The sequence below is a fragment of the Nocardia sp. NPDC056564 genome (assembly GCF_042793755.1).
Lineage (GTDB): Bacteria > Actinomycetota > Actinomycetes > Mycobacteriales > Mycobacteriaceae > Nocardia.
In genome coordinates this window covers 541923-556749 of sequence record NZ_JBHTUR010000001.1, presented here as the reverse complement: position 1 = coordinate 556749, position 14827 = coordinate 541923, and the positions used below count along the sequence as shown (strand labels likewise).

Below are 14827 nucleotides of genomic sequence, written 5' to 3'. Positions count from 1 at the left end.
TGCCGATGGCAAAGTGCGCGACTCACCGACTCCATCTGGCCTCGGTGAGCTGTTTTCTCGCCAGCAGCTTCGATCAGCTCGTTGAACTGTCATCCGGCGAGGATTTACTGAACCCGAGACGCGGCTCCCGTCCACCGAACTCGTGGGAACGGCCGTACGGTCTCAGTATTCGTAGATAACGCATAATGTGATTCCATAGCCAGGGGGTTCTTCGAGAACCAGGAGGTGATGACTACGTGAGCCAGCGTGCGATCCTGATCGATATCGGTGGCGTCCTCGTACACGACTACCTGACGGCAGCGGCCGCGGAATGGAGCTCCAGACTCGGAATGTCCCCAGCTACGTTCCTCGCTGCGCTGTTCGGCGGCAATGACGATCAGGTACTCATCGGCCGTGTCAGCGAGGAGTCCTGGTGGAGGATCGTTCGAGACCGACTCGGCGTCGGCGCCGACCTGATCAACACGATCCGATGCGACCTGGCCTCCAGAGAAGTATGGGATGCCTCCCTTGTGGAGGGCCTCCGAGGCCTACGTGGATCAGCCAAGACCGCTATCGTCAGCAACACCTGGCCAGAGATCCGCGTCAGGATGGCGCGCGTCGGCCTTCTCGACATGGTTGATGCCATCCTGTTGTCCTGCGAAGTCGGTTACGCCAAGCCAGACCCGCGAATCTACACAGCAGCCTTGCGGTGTGTGGGTGCCGACCCTACGGAGACACTCTTCATCGACGACGCTCCCGCCAATGTAGCGGCGGCAAGCTCCCTCGGCATACACAGTCACCGACACACGAATACCAACGACACTCTTGCCCGGATCCTGGAATTCACTCTGGCGGGCTGACTCAACCAGACATCCCTTCGTAGCGGCCCTCGACGTCGACTTACCCGCACGCCTCACCGAAAACCTGCCGAGCACGGGTGCACAACTGAGCGGCGGAAGCACTGATATTCGGCCAGCCGCCAACTGCTGCCGCACGACACTTCGGCCGTCTCCGGTAACCTGGAACGCCCTACTACTACGGCATCGCTCTTGCTGACTGAAACCAGCGCCAGAGTCCAAGAAAGCCTGGCAGCGATAATTATAAGTTGGACAAATGGAAATAGGACCCCTGTGGGAGAATATCAGAAGCAGAATAACCCGACGCTTCCACGAAATCACGTCCGCGAAATCTGGTCGAGTAGATGATTTCGGCAAACTCCTGCGACAGTCGACCGGCATTACGGACGAATTGGATAAGCGTGGCATTATCGCCGACAACCAGCCACAGGCGCACACTCCGATGCTCTACATTTATACGCCACACGACGATGCCCCGTTACTCATCGCCGACGAGCTCGAAATATTTCACACCTCGGGACTACAGGCGCAGTGCAGCCCTATCAGGGTCGGACATCCCGACCGCAAGTTCGGCGCATGGATGCTCGCGCCCCACTCGACCCCGCTCCCCGCACTGGAGCCGCGATCCGCTTTCAATTGCTGGGAGATGATCTTTTACGCCGGCGCACGGCGACGCCTGCTCGACCCGGATACACTCGATGACTTTATGCCGTGGATGGACAGGAGCCTGACCGGCCCGATGTGGTCACGCAAGCTCAGGGACAGCTTGCTACAGCACAACAAACAGCACTACGTCCCCGGCGACCACAGCAGTCCGAGACCACAGCGCGGCGATCTGATGGTCTGGGGAGACGCCGAACACGTAGCGATGGCTACCGGCGAAACCGTGCGCGGATCACCCGAGGTCTTCTCGTTCTGGCCACACTACCCAGACCCCGCACGGTACCCGCCCGAGGCACTGGTCACATACGACGATCTCACACTGCGCTGGACGATGCCAGTACAACGAGTTTCGGTCGACGAGTTGAACAGTTTCTGGACCGAGGACGGGCTTTCACCACCACAGATATTGTTCGGACGCGGCCCTTGGTAACAGGATTGATCGTACAACCCCTTCACGCATAGGTATATGCCGGACATAAGAGGGTACGGACCCAACTAGACACGACAGCAATACCTATTGAGCGGGATGCCCGGTAGTGCTTCTATTGGTTGTCATCGGTGCAGCGGCATCGATTGTTACCGATTTCAAGCTTCGACTTTCCTGGCGGAGGTCATCGCTCAAAGGTGCGCAATGACGAGATTTCTGCTCTCCAATAGCGGTCTGACGTTACGGTGCGATGGAGTACGCGAGCGCTACGACGATGTCACGGCGGCTTCCCGAGCGGTGGCCGATGGACGGGCCCGCCTGGTCGCGGGCGCATTGCGTTTCGATCCGCGTGCAACGGCCGAGCTCATTGTTCCGGAAACGGCGGAATTCAGCCGAGGTCGAGCTCGATTCAGCTGTCTGCAGACTCTACCGAAGGCCTCCATCCTCGCCGAAATGCCGAATTGCGAAGGCCATGTCGGCCGTGTTGCCGAACTGGTATCGCGGATACGGGGCGGCGAATTACGGAAGGTGGTCGCCGCTCGATCGGTTCGGCTGGAGTTCGATGATCCGGTCGACCCCATGCTGTTGGCAGCGCATCTCATCGTCCGCAATCCTGAGGCCAACAGCTTCGTCGTCGACCTGACGGGTTGCGGCGTCCGCGATGTCGCGCTGGTCGGCGCGAGTCCGGAGATGCTGATATCGAAGCAAGGCCTTGCCGTGTCGTTGCGCCCGCTGGCCGGCACGACACCAAGATACCGAGATCCAGAAGTGGATCGGCGACAAGGTGAAGAACTGTTGTCGTCGGTGAAGAACCTCGAGGAACACTCCTACGTAATCGAATGGATCCAGGAACGACTCGCCCCGGTTTGCCGCGAGCTATCGGTCCCGCGAACACCGGAGTTGTTCAGTACGCCGGAGGTCTGGCACCTCGCGTCATCGATCACCGGTGTGCTCAGTGATCCAGCGCTGACGGTGCTCGATCTCGCGGCGCTGCTGCAACCGACACCCGCACTCTGCGGCGTACCGGCTGACCTAGCGCTCGAGGCGATTACCAGCGGCGAGGGCGACCGCGGCTTTTACGGCGGTGCGGTCGGCTGGTGTGACTCACACGGCGACGGCACATGGGTCGTAGCGATCAGATGTATCGAACTCGATGCCGAACGCCGCGGCGGGCGCGCCTTCGCAGGTGGCGGCATCATCGCCACCTCGGATCCGTATGCCGAATGGGAAGAAACCGTAGCGAAGCTCCGTACGGTGCTCGGCGCCTTCGACATTCGAGAAGATCTCAGCGACGCCGCGCTCGGCGCGCAGGAAGTGATAGCGCAATGAACCCGTCGACTCTGGAAGCAACAGTCATCATCGATGAACTCATTCGTGGTGGTGTGAAAGATGTTGTGCTGTGCCCCGGTTCGCGCAGCGCGCCGCTGGCCTTCGCGCTACAGGCCGCCGACAATGCGGGCCTGGTCCGATTACATGTTCGGATCGACGAACGCAGTGCGGGCTTCCTCGCGATCGGACTGGCCGGTGCTGATCGGAGTCCGGTGCCGGTGGTGATGACCTCGGGCACCGCCGTGGCGAATCTGTGCCCCGCGGTACTGGAAGCCAGTTACGCGGGCGTACCACTGGTGGTGCTGAGCGCGAACCGGCCGTACGAGATGATCGGTACCGGGGCGAGCCAAACCGTCGAACAGGTCGGGCTGTTCGGTGAACAGGTGCGAACCACCATCAGCCTCGGTGTCGCGGAGCAGGGTGCCCAGCAGAACGGGGCGTGGCGTTCTGCGGTTTGCCGGGTCCTGGCCGCGGCCAGAGGCATTCGATCAGGCAACCCGGGACCGGTGCATTTCGACGTCCCGTTCAAGGAGCCCCTTGTGCCCGACGCAGGCGCTGCCGATACGGCGGCTAACGGCCACTCGGGCGGGCTCCCGTGGACGTCTGTGCAGCCGACGACCCTCGACGCACCCATCGCCGTTGATCTCACCGCGGATACCGTCGTTATTGCCGGCCATGGATCCGCCTTACATCCGGAACTGGCAGGACTCCCGACCGTCGCGGAACCGACCGCGCACATGCACGGGCGCCCGCTGCATCCACTGGCTTTGCCACTGCTTGCGCCAAGCCAAGCGATCGTCACCGGCCGCCCGACCCTGCATCGGTCGGTGGCCAAGCTGCTCGGCGACCCGGCGGTCGCGGTGTGGGCGCTGGGCGACGGCCCACGCTGGCCCGACATCACTGGAAACGTGAACGGGACAGGCACGCGCGCGGTGGTCTCCGGTCGACCGCACCCTGCCTGGCTCGCAGCGTGCGACGAGATGACCGAACGCGCGAATCGTGCTGTGCGCGAACAGCTCATGTCGCATCCCAAGCCCACCGGACTACATGTAGCCGCCATCGTCATGGACGCGCTCACCGATGGTGATCAACTTCTGCTCGGCGCATCGAGCCCGGTACGCGACGCCGCGCTGGCAGGGTATCCGAAGCCCGGAGTTCGCGTGTTGTCGAACCGCGGTGTAGCAGGCATCGACGGCAATGTCTCCACCGCCGTCGGCGCAGCGATGAATCATCGGGGCCGTACTATCGCCTTGCTCGGCGATCTCACTTTCCTGCACGACACCTCGGGTCTGCTGATCGGGCCGCGCGAACCCCGCCCCGAAGATCTGACGATCGTGGTCGCGAACAATCACGGCGGTGGCATCTTCGAACTGCTGGAGCAGGGCGAACCGCAGTACGCCGGGGTTTTCGAGCGCGTCTTCGGCACGCCACAAGGGACTGATTTGGCGGCGCTGTGCGCGGCCCATCAGGTGCCGCATCATCAGGTGGATCTCGCTCAGCTCGGACAGTTGCTGACCGGTCATGCGCACGGTGTGCGGGTGCTGGAGGTCATCACAGACCGCGGTTCGCTGCGCGACCTGCACGCGGCGGTCCGCGCCGAACTCTGAGCCGATCTCGAAACTGTCTACCCGGCAGGGCGGGTAGGGCAAACCGTCGCGGTCGATGAGTCCACGAACACGTGCAACTCGCCGAACCCGCTGATGGCCAGATCAATCCGTTGTCCATGGACGACCTCACCGACGCCGGCGGGGGTCCCGGTCGAAATGACATCGCCGGGGTGCAGGTGCATCACCGACGACACGTAAGAGACGAGTGTCGGTACGTCCCAGATCAATTCACCGATCGACGCATCCTGGCGCAGCGCCCCGTCCACCCAGCAGCGTAGCGACAGCTCGTGGACCGGACCAGCTTCATCGGGTGTGACCAGATAAGGCCCCATCGGTGTGAAGGTATCGAAGGACTTGCGCATCGAGCGATCCTCGCTGCCCCGCATCGTCATATCGAGCAGGCCGGTGTAACCGGCGACGTAGTCGAGCGCGTCCGCCACGGCGACGTGTCGAGCCTCCTTGCCGATGACAAGCGCCAGTTCCCCCTCCTGATCGAAGCGCCTGCCGTGGTAGGGCAGAACGATCGTGCCGCCCGGCGGCAGCAATGATGATGGGGCTTTGAGGAATACACCGAGGCTATCGATATGCGTCGGATGGTGCATCTCGGTCTGATGGTCGCGATAGTTCACCGGGGCAGCGACGATCTTGGACGGATCGGGGACGGGCACGTCCAGGATCACGTCTTCGACTGGCAAAAGTGGGGCGTTGTCCAGCCGACGCTCGAGCGATGCCAGCCGGCCATCCGTTGACGCCAGAAGTCGTTTGATCGGTGATGGCGACCCGCCGGCATCCGGATTGATCGACAAGACCCGCACACCATCGGAAGTTATTGCGCCCGCGCCACTTTCGCCGGCCTTGGTTCGAAAGCTGACGAACTTCATCGCGGTGTCTCCGCCCATTCCTGTCGGAACAGTCGGGTGGCCTCGAGGATCGGAGCATCGCTGACCATGAAGATGTCGAGGTCGCCCCGCTCGTCGGCTTTCAGTCCGAACCAGGACCACGACGGCACCACGAACACGTCGCCGTGTTCGATATCGAATTCCTTGCCGCCGATGGTCATCGTGCCCGTTCCGTTCAGCACCGCGCCGATCCGGGAGCCGGTCTGCCGGTGCCGGGAGGTACTCGTGCCCGGCTTGACGCGGCCCATCTCGCAGCGCATCGTCGGCATCACGTCGATACCTCTGGCCGGGTCCGTAAAACGCAGCCACACAGCGGAATCCGTCGTCTCGGCAAGTCCGCGCAATGCGGCGTCGGTCGTGCTCCAGCGGTAGGCCAGCAGCGGGGAATGGTTGACCGGGGCACCGCGACCCGCCGGAACGAGGCCGGGACCCGCGCCCCACATCAGCTCGGCGGTCGATGTGGATTCAGCCCACCGAGCCGGCGGCCGGCCGGATCCGGCCTCGAAGAAGACGGACTCCAGATATCCGACGAGCGGCACGTCCAAGACGTCCAGCCACATCATCGACGCGGCCGTCGAATTACGGTGTTCGTGGAATGCCCAGGAGGGGGTCAGGATCAGATCGCCACGGGACATGAGCACCGGCTCGCCGTCCACCGCCGTCCAGACGCCTTCGCCCTCGAAGACGAAACGCAGCGCCGCCGGGGTGTGCCGGTGCGCGGCAGCGGATTCGTGCGGGCCGAGGTATTGCAGTCCCGCCCAAAGCGTCGGCGTCGCGTGCGGCGCACCAGCGAGGCCGGGATTCGCACAGGACAGCACGCGCCGATCCCCGCCGCGATCGGACGCTACCAACTCCCCCGATCGCTCGCATAGTGCGCGTAAATGCTTACCCCGCCAGCGGTACGGCTCCGTCCGCGCGGCAGGCTCCGGCGTCAGGGTGCCGGACAGTCGCCACAGCGGCTGTAGATCGGCGGCCGCGAGGTCGCCGTAGAGAGTATCGAGGTCGACGTTGTCGTCGTTGAAGCGTGTGGTTGCCACGAGCCGCTCCTCATCGCGTACCGAGGAGTCCTGTCACCCGAGGACCGAGCAAAAGCAAGCGGCGAACCGACCTGACCAGCGCAGAGGTCGAATACAGGAAATCCGAACTAACGCAGCAAACCTTACCGCTATCTAACGATCCACTCAATAGGTGATCCAGACGGGACATGAGGTGCGCGCTTCCCGCTGACGGAAAGAGCATACACGAAATTTAACGCCATTCATCGTACCGTTGAACAGCGGCTCACTGCTCGATGTTGAATCCATCGCTTTGGAGCGCGTAGTCGCAACCCCGATAGGAATGGAGATTCCATGTTCACCACGAATCCGACGACCGTCCGGCGAATCCTGGCGTCCACCACGGTTGCCGGCATGATCGCGGGCGCGATCGTCCTGGCGCCGGCCTCTGCGTTTGCCGGGAACGAACCACACACACCGAACGATGGTGGCGACACGAGCGGCTGGCATCACATCGATCCCCTCGGCCTCAACCACCAGGAAACCGATCCGCTGCGCGCTGCCGAGGAACGCGAGAATCGTCGCGAGTACTTCAACAACCATGCCAGCACTCCGCCGCGCAATCAGAGCGGCAACCACGAAGGGGCTCCGAGCTGGTCTCGCGTCCAGCAACCGGACGGGCGCTGGGTCGTCTGCAAGCCGCAAGCAAGCTGGTGCTGAAGCCCGTGCGTGCGGCGCTTGCCGACAGCGTCGCACGCACGGCGCTGTAATCAGGGCTCTCTCATCCGCCGAAGAGGTCGAACGGATTGCCGAGAATGAAGTTCGCGTTGATCACACCGTCCTTGGTCTTGCCTCCGATGACGATCACGGTGTCACCAGCCCGCACATCGGAAACTTGCGCACCAGCCGGGACGAATACGTGCGTCGTGTGGTCGGTACGCACTACAGCGATCCCGCCCAGCACCCCGGCCACCGTCAACTTCCCACGGTCATTAGCGATCACCGTGCCCGCGGTGAGCCCTAGCGAAGTGTCGGTATTCGACGCGGCAGTGGGCGGCTGTGGATCACCGGGCCAAAGAGCCGTGAAAATCAGCAAGAGCAGCACGGCCGTGCCTACGCCAATGATCAGGCCCGCACGATGCCGCGCAGACCGTCCGAACCACCACGATCGCACGGTGTCGCGCAGCGATCGCCGCGCCTCGAGCTGCGGTTCAGGGCTCAGGGCCGCACCCGGCACCGTGGCGGACGATTCTTCTGTCGTCTGACGGGTCCATGGCGTATTCGGATCGCTCATCGCACCGCTCCGATAGTTACCGTGAAATATCGCAAAATTCTCCGTACGGGCCATGGAGAAGCTGTTGCCGACATTAGTCGGTGCATACATCCGGCGCCTGTCCCGATTCCCATAGTTGGCAAGCAGAACGGCGCAGCGGTGCCGCACCCGCCCAGCAATATTCCCAGCTAGGGGAACGTTCGATACTCGAGGAAAGCAGAGATCGAATCAGGAATGCGAGGGTGGCCAATGATCCCGGCCGGAACAGTCGAACGCCCTCGGGCGGGGGCGACCGAGGGAGCCACGCGAATAGGCGATTTGCACGAACTGCCGGACTGCGCGCCGTCGGGACTGATCGCTCTGTTCAGGTTGGCGGAGGGCGTCATTCAAGCCCAGATCGAGCTGCTCGGATCCGGCAAACCCTCTGCGGCGCCCAACCTGCGCGAAATGCTCAGCAGCCAGGGGATTGCCCATCCCAAAGACGAATCGACGATGATCGACAATTACAACGATCACAAAGTCGAGGTGCAGCAGGCGATATCGGGCATCCATCGACAGGACGACGGCATCGTTGTGCGAACCGCGGGAGTCGGCGACTCCGTGACGAGTGCCTACGGTGCCATCGGAACCGCTGTCGGAGAACTCAATACGAAGATCGATGCCTCTTTTGCCACGGTGCGAACCGTGACCGACAGGGACGGCGAAACCCATAAGGAACTGCCGAGGGACGTAATAGACGGCCTGTTCAATGGCGTTTGGGATACGTTGGACACGACCTACAACCAGGTGCACAGCGTCTCGGACCAAGCGGCCGCCGCAGCGCTCAATATCAATAGCGAACAGCCGACCTACGCCGTCAGCGGCGGCTCAGCCCCACCCACGTACAACGCCGTCGGTGCCGGCGGCACGATGCCGACGTCGTTCAACGCCTTGGGTTCCGGCAGCCCCATCAGTCCTCGCATTCCGCCCAACCACAGTGGATCCTACGACGACCACTACACGGAGCGAGTCAACGCGACATCCGGCACACGCGGGCACAACCGCCTGAGCGAGGCAGAACTCCGGAAACACATTGGCGAGGCGCTCGACGCGCTCGGTATCACCGACCCGGTCGCCAGAGAGAATTGGACACGTGGCTACCTGGTGCTGATCCAACGCGAATCCGGCGGCGACGCGGGTTCGATCAACACTTGGGATTCCAACGCGGCCGCAGGACACGCATCCCAGGGCCTCACACAGACAATTCCCACGACCTTTTCCGGGTATCACGTCAAAGGTACCTCGTCGGATATCACCGATCCCACGGCCAATATCGCGGCGAGCATGAATTACGTTATGAACAAATACGACGTATCACGCGACGGAAGCAATCTGGCACACAATGTCCAGCAAGCCGATCCGACCCGCGGCCCGAAGGGTTACTGATTGCCCAGGCCTGCACTGGAGCCGAGCACCAGGCAGGGATTGGAGGCCGCGACGAAGACATCCGGTCGCTGATAGTGCATCTGCACGACGGCGCTGTCGAACGCCACCACGTCGACGAGCTGCAGGCCGAATGCCGCCGTGCTCGGGAACAACGGGACTCCCCCACCGAGCAAGAGGGGATGTACGAACAGTCGGAACTCGTCGACCAATCCGTATTCCAAGAAGGTCGCGGCCGTCCGAGTACCACCGAACAGAACCATGCGGTAATCGCTGTCAGCCCGCAGGGCGGAGATTTCTTCCGCCAGTGCGGTCCGGACCACGCGGGTATTCCAGCCGACATGGTGCAGTGTGCGTGAGAAAACGACTTTCGGGGTCGCCTTCCAGCACCGGGCGAACTCGATGTAGAACGGCGAGATCGCTGGATCGGCGTCGGCCGTCGGCCAGAACGACGCCATGATCTCGTAGGTCTTTCTTCCATACAGGAACAGATCCGCGGTACGGAGCTCGTCCAGGAACGAGGCGCACAACTCCTCATCCACCACCGGCCAGTGGATCTCCTGGTCGGGACCCTCGGCGAATCCGTCGAGCGACATTTGCATCCACAATGTCACGCTTCCCATGGCAACCCCTCTGCCTCCGTGTAGAGGCCAAAGTATCGATGGAGCGTCAGCGTGGCCACATCGGTAGATGGAGGCCCCACCCCTACCTAGGCAGGCGCATATATAGGCTCTGATCTGGAGGTTCGGCGAGTCGTCAGATCAACACTCCGTCTACGCAGAGGCTGCCCGTACGCCAGGTCGGTGACGGCTGCCGACCGGATTCGAAATCCCAGAAGGTAATCGGACCGACCGATCTCCACATCAGGCCGGACCCATTGGGTACCACCTCGTAGATGTCTTCGGCGCCGTCGATCAATTGGCTGCCGACGCAATAGTCGTTGTAGGAACTGCCGGGTTGCCGAGCACCCGGACTGAATGCGCCTGCCGGGTTTCCGGTCGCGCCGGGATTCGGAACCGTACTGTGCCGGCCAACAGCGCCGTCGCGCGACCAACGGGCGCCGCCATAGTTGTCCAAGCGGCAGGTGAAGGCCCAGCCGCCCGCGTAGACAGTGGAACCCTGGCGATGCGCACCCCCGGCCCACAGGCAGGGAACGCCGCCCGCGTCCGCGCTCGCTGGGGTGATCGGGCTCGCGAAACCGGCCCCGACCAGCGCGGCAGCGGTCACCGCAAGCAGAGTTCGCACAACCGAACGGCTCGAAACGATAGGTTTGCTCATCGACAACACTCCTTCGCTCTTCCGTCCCGCGACCCGGAGACCGGAAGCGGTACTTCGTCATATTTAATGTACCGCTGAATAGCGGTACATTAAAGAGCGTGTCGCCACTCATGGGAAGGAGTTTGTGAAGTTGGAGCGTCCAGGCTATTGGTCGCCCGACAGTGCCTCGCTGAGCTCCGCATCCAAGTCGAGGTAGCGGCCGACCAACCGGCTGATGTGCTGGGCGCTCGCGCGCCCCGGAGCCGCGCGCAATGCGAAGGCACGCTGCGCGAGCTCGGCCGAATCGCCTGATTTCTCGTACGCTGCCCAGGCTGTGCGACGGAACAGGTCGACGAGACGGCGGGCAACCCGCTCGGAATCGGCGTGCAGTTTCTCCAGCTCGCCGAGCACCTCGTCCTCCGGTATGCCGGCCTCCGCGAGCTGCTCCGCGACCCGCATCAAATCCCGATCGCCGACTCGGTAGGTGGCGGCGTCGACGGGCTCGTACAGGCCGATGGCGACCACCCTGGCAAGACCTTGCCGCACATCGCGATAGCGCTCCTGCAACTCGGTACCGGTGATTGTGTCATCGATCGGTGACTCGACTGTCGGTGTCTCGAACCCGTCGGGCACACCGAGTAGGTCAGCGAGGTCCTCGCCGCGCGCGTAGGCGTCGAATAGTTCTTTGATCCCGTTGACCTTGACGCCCTGCGCCATCAGCCGGTTGATCGTCTGCATACGCACCAAATGTTCCGGCCCATAGAAACCGGTGCGCCCCTTGACCTGGGGCGGAGGTAACGCCCCGCGCTCGTGATAGACACGGATTGTGCGAACTGTGGTGCCAGCCGCACGCGCCAACTCGTCGATCGTGTATTCCACACCCGCTGCCATGCCTAAAAGGAAACCACACCCATTCCGCACACAACATCGGCATCGCCGTGCGCGCTTACCCCAGCCACCCTTGCCGAGTCCGGACCTCCAAGTAGCGCCGGCGTTCATCCTCGGTCATCCCGCCCCACACCCCGTACGGCTCGTTCACCGTCAGCGCGTAGTTTCGGCACTGCCTGCGGACCGGGCAGCTGTGACATATCTGTTTGGCCCGGCGTGCGCGCGCCTGACGCGCCCTGCCACGCTCTCCATCTGGATGGAAGAACATCGCCGAGTCGAGTCCGCGACAAGATCCGCGCAGCTGCCATTCCCATGCCTCGGCGACCGAGCTGTACTTGCCTCTGATACGCACCGCCACTCCTTACTAATGGGCGGATTCGAGCGTAATTCATCCCCAGATCTGGGAATTCATTTCCGTAAATTACTTCCCAGCTCTGGAAATCCACTGCATCAATGGAGTGCCACCAACGAATATTCTCAACGAGTGGATGAAGTGCATGACGTTCGGATTACCACCGACGAACGAGAGCGGGCGCTGCGCGAGCTGGCGACACATATGGCCGCCGGTCGATTGAGCGTGGTCGAGTTCGACGAACGCAGCGCAGCGGCCGCCGAGGTGACGACAAAGACCGAATTGGCCGAACTATTCGCCGACCTGCCCGGCGCCGTCCCGGCAGCACCAGCATCCGTCGAGCCGAATCCGATGCGACGGCTCGTGTTCATCGCAGTCACGTTCGCGCTCTTCGCAATTGCGGCTGCGCTGGTTTCCGGGAACACGCTGTGGTTGTTGCTTCCGGTCTTTCTCACGTTGATGATCGCGCTCGTCCGCCGCAGACACTGACCGCCGCTACCATCGCGTCCGTACCCGAACCTGATTCGCCAGATCGACCAGCCGATACTTGTGCCAGCGGTCGGGCGCGGTGCGAGCGAGTGCACGCAGACCCGATTCGAGGCCGCTGCGCAATCCTGGTTCGGTGAGCGGAAATTCGAGAACGTTCGCGCCGGGTTTCGACGGCTCCCCGCCCGCCCGCATCCATTCCAGGGCGGCGCCGATCACCACGACTCGTAGCTGTAAGGCGCGCGGCTCATCGCGCGCGGGCAGTCGCGCTGCGGCGGCGGCCAGGTCGGCCTCGGTGATCTCGACGGTCGGCCGCGAGACCAGCAGCAGACTGGCGGTCAGGTGCGCGATGCTGTGGTGACGGGAGGCCGGCGACACCTCGTCCAGCACGGCAACTGCGTCCAAAAGGCCGCCGTCGGCGGCGAGCATGCGGGCCAACCCGAAGGCGGCGCTGACCACACCGTGATTGGTCTGCCATGCCATTCGATAGTGCGCCGCGGCGGCCTCGCGCCAGCTTCGTTGTGCGGCATCACCAGTGGATTGTGCCAGTGCGAGTTCCGCCGCCGCGGCTAGCGCGAGCACAGGAGCGATCTCACCGGGCAGCATCGAACGGACCACGTCGAAGTCCCGGTACGCCTCCGCCGGCCGACCGGCCGATAGGGCGGCGATTCCACTGAACCACTCGATGCGCCAATCCCCGCGATATCGCCCGGCAAGCTCATTCAACAGTGCCGTGGCGCCAGCGGTTTCTCCAAGATCGAGCAAGGATCGGACTTCGGTCAACGACCCCTCCAGGCCGAATGTCACTGGCTCGGGAATCGTCCCGTCGGCAATGCGATCGCGGGTGCGTGACAGCACATCCAATGCGTGCTGCGGATCGCCGTGCAGCAATGTCGATAGCATATCCGCGCTGGGATCCTCGCTGTCGATCAACGGAACCGGCAGTGCCATGTTCACGCTTCGCGCGTCGAGCGGCTGGCCGACAGCACGCCCGTAGATCATCTGGTCGGCCTGCCCGATCAACGTTTCGATGCCGAAATCACCGCGCACCGAACCGAATTCGATCGAGGCCTGGGGATGCTCCCGCCCGGTGTCGGTCGCCAGCACCATCCTGAGCACGCCGGCTAGCTGGCCGTGCATCGCGTACGCGGACGGGAATCGGCGCTTGGGGTCACTGTCAGTAGCGCGCAGCAGCAGCCGATACAGCGAGGGGTGCCGACGCAGTAATGGCTGCTCATCCGGCGCGGGAATGCCGGGCGCGTAATGCCCGGACGCGTCTCGCGGCAACTCGAGCGTCAACGCCGCGAGAGTCCTGCCGACGGAGTAGATGTCGGTAACCACCGATGGCCCGGTCTCGGTGAGTTCAGGGGCCTGGTAGCCCGGCGTGGCGTAAATGCTGCCATAGGCGCCGATGGCGGAGACGCCGCCGAGATCGATGAGTTTGACCTCGTCGCCGCTGAGCATGATGTTGTCGGGCTTCAAGTCGTTGTAGGCGAGGCCGAGCGAGTGCAGGTAGTCGAGGGCGGGCAGGATCTCCATCATGTAAGCGATTGCTTCGGTGAGCGGAAGCCGCTCCGGCGCATGGTGATCGAGCATCACCCGCAGCGACTGACCGCCGACATACTCCATGACGATGTAGCCGTCCGGAACGTCACGGCCCGCCTTGTGCTTGACGAAGTTGTGAATTTTGACGATGCCGGGATAGGCGACCTCGGAGAGGAACTGCCGTTCGGCGACCGCGACGACATGCGCTTCGAAGTCGAGCGGGTTCTGCAGCCCTTTCAACACCACCCATCGGTCGCTGACGTAGCGATCGATAGCCAGGTAAACCCACCCGAGTCCGCCGTGCGCCAAGCAGCCCTGCACTTCGTACTGTCCGGCAATCAGATCGCCCGGCTCTACCGGTGGCCGGAAGTTGTACGGCGCACCACAATTACCGCACTCACCGACCACCTCCGCGGGCGCCGATTCGGTTCGCCTGCCGACCGGCTCCTCGCATTTCCAGCAAAACCGTTTCGCCTCGGGAACTTCCGGATTCTGCAGCATGGTGGAGCGTGGATCGATCGCCGCCACCTTCGGCATCAAGACCAATCCCCCGCCGAGCCGCGGCAACGTAGGACGTGATCTGGCGTTGCGACCCGAAGCCGGCTCGACCTCGGCTCCCGAAGCGGTAGGATCGAACGAACCGCCGGGGTCCGGCGGAGGTGCCGGCTGGGTGGATTCGCCACCGGGGGCAGCAGGAATCGATGCGGCCTCAGGGTCTGCCACCGCAGGCCGGTGCTCGACCGGCTCAGGCTTCAACATCCGCCGGCTCGCCCAGGGATGCTGGGGCGGACTCGGCGTTTCGGTTCCCCGCGTTCCCCGTATCCGCCGGCTCGCCCACGGGTGCGGCA

At 63.3% G+C, this 14827-nt stretch carries 15 protein-coding genes; 7 read left to right on the top strand and 8 right to left on the bottom strand.

Annotated features, from left to right (window positions below; genetic code table 11):
- The first annotated feature begins 236 nt into the window (after positions 1–236).
- The 4 genes from ACFQ9K_RS02505 (at position 237) to menD (ending at position 4862) form a co-directional block, all read left to right on the top strand.
- A complete protein-coding gene (locus ACFQ9K_RS02505; protein WP_378718276.1) occupies positions 237–839 on the top strand; it encodes an HAD family hydrolase in 603 nt (200 codons plus the stop codon).
- A gap of 253 nt (positions 840–1092) precedes the next feature.
- On the top strand, positions 1093–1929 hold the full coding sequence (locus tag ACFQ9K_RS02500) for a hypothetical protein (protein WP_378718278.1): 837 nt from the start codon (positions 1093–1095) through the stop codon (positions 1927–1929).
- A gap of 201 nt (positions 1930–2130) precedes the next feature.
- Entirely contained in the window at positions 2131–3255 is a 1125-nt protein-coding gene (locus ACFQ9K_RS02495; RefSeq protein WP_378718280.1) for an isochorismate synthase MenF, read from the top strand.
- Positions 3252–4862: a 2-succinyl-5-enolpyruvyl-6-hydroxy-3-cyclohexene-1-carboxylic-acid synthase gene (gene menD / locus ACFQ9K_RS02490; protein ID WP_378718281.1), complete on the top strand. Its 1611-nt coding sequence runs from the start codon at positions 3252–3254 to the stop codon at positions 4860–4862. The genes ACFQ9K_RS02495 and menD overlap by 4 nt, the downstream gene beginning before the upstream one ends.
- 17 nt (positions 4863–4879) lie before the next feature.
- Here the strand turns inward: menD and ACFQ9K_RS02485 are convergent, their stop codons facing one another.
- Together ACFQ9K_RS02485 and ACFQ9K_RS02480 are read right to left on the bottom strand one after the other, a co-directional pair.
- Positions 4880–5743 (bottom strand): fumarylacetoacetate hydrolase family protein, encoded by an 864-nt coding sequence (locus ACFQ9K_RS02485; protein ID WP_378718282.1) that lies wholly within the window; start codon positions 5741–5743, stop codon positions 4880–4882.
- Positions 5740–6798, bottom strand: coding sequence for a cupin domain-containing protein (locus ACFQ9K_RS02480; RefSeq protein WP_378718283.1), 1059 nt, complete (start codon positions 6796–6798; stop codon positions 5740–5742). Before ACFQ9K_RS02480 ends, ACFQ9K_RS02485 begins: the two co-directional genes overlap by 4 nt.
- Positions 6799–7110: 312 nt before the next feature.
- Between ACFQ9K_RS02480 and ACFQ9K_RS02475 the strand changes: the two genes are divergently transcribed.
- Positions 7111–7476, top strand: coding sequence for a hypothetical protein (locus ACFQ9K_RS02475; protein WP_378718285.1), 366 nt, complete (start codon positions 7111–7113; stop codon positions 7474–7476).
- A 61-nt stretch (positions 7477–7537) separates the two neighbouring features.
- Here the strand turns inward: ACFQ9K_RS02475 and ACFQ9K_RS02470 are convergent, their stop codons facing one another.
- Positions 7538–8050, bottom strand: coding sequence for a hypothetical protein (locus ACFQ9K_RS02470; RefSeq protein WP_378718286.1), 513 nt, complete (start codon positions 8048–8050; stop codon positions 7538–7540).
- 297 nt (positions 8051–8347) lie between these two features.
- Between ACFQ9K_RS02470 and ACFQ9K_RS02465 the strand changes: the two genes are divergently transcribed.
- Complete coding sequence (locus ACFQ9K_RS02465) at positions 8348–9454, top strand: transglycosylase SLT domain-containing protein (RefSeq protein WP_378718287.1); 1107 nt, start codon at positions 8348–8350, stop codon at positions 9452–9454.
- Here ACFQ9K_RS02465 and ACFQ9K_RS02460 read toward each other — a convergent pair.
- The 4 genes from ACFQ9K_RS02460 to ACFQ9K_RS02445 all read right to left on the bottom strand — a co-directional run bounded on the left by ACFQ9K_RS02460 (position 9448) and on the right by ACFQ9K_RS02445 (position 11948).
- Positions 9448–10074, bottom strand: coding sequence for a dihydrofolate reductase family protein (locus tag ACFQ9K_RS02460; protein ID WP_378718289.1), 627 nt, complete (start codon positions 10072–10074; stop codon positions 9448–9450). The genes ACFQ9K_RS02465 and ACFQ9K_RS02460 overlap by 7 nt on opposite strands.
- A 133-nt stretch (positions 10075–10207) precedes the next feature.
- Positions 10208–10729: a hypothetical protein gene (locus ACFQ9K_RS02455; protein WP_378718291.1), complete on the bottom strand. Its 522-nt coding sequence runs from the start codon at positions 10727–10729 to the stop codon at positions 10208–10210.
- 144 nt (positions 10730–10873) lie between these two features.
- Positions 10874–11707, bottom strand: coding sequence for a MerR family transcriptional regulator (locus ACFQ9K_RS02450; RefSeq protein ID WP_378718292.1), 834 nt, complete (start codon positions 11705–11707; stop codon positions 10874–10876).
- Positions 11655–11948 (bottom strand): WhiB family transcriptional regulator, encoded by a 294-nt coding sequence (locus ACFQ9K_RS02445; protein WP_378718294.1) that lies wholly within the window; start codon positions 11946–11948, stop codon positions 11655–11657. The genes ACFQ9K_RS02450 and ACFQ9K_RS02445 overlap by 53 nt, the downstream gene beginning before the upstream one ends.
- Before the next feature lie 15 nt (positions 11949–11963).
- Here ACFQ9K_RS02445 and ACFQ9K_RS02440 point away from each other — a divergent pair, with 15 nt between their 5' ends.
- On the top strand, positions 11964–12437 hold the full coding sequence (locus ACFQ9K_RS02440; protein WP_378718296.1) for a DUF1707 domain-containing protein: 474 nt from the start codon (positions 11964–11966) through the stop codon (positions 12435–12437).
- 6 nt (positions 12438–12443) lie between these two features.
- On the opposite strand, the gene ACFQ9K_RS02435 is transcribed toward ACFQ9K_RS02440, so the two are convergent.
- Complete coding sequence (locus ACFQ9K_RS02435; RefSeq protein ID WP_378982708.1) at positions 12444–14738, bottom strand: tetratricopeptide repeat protein; 2295 nt, start codon at positions 14736–14738, stop codon at positions 12444–12446.
- Positions 14739–14827 lie beyond the last annotated feature (89 nt).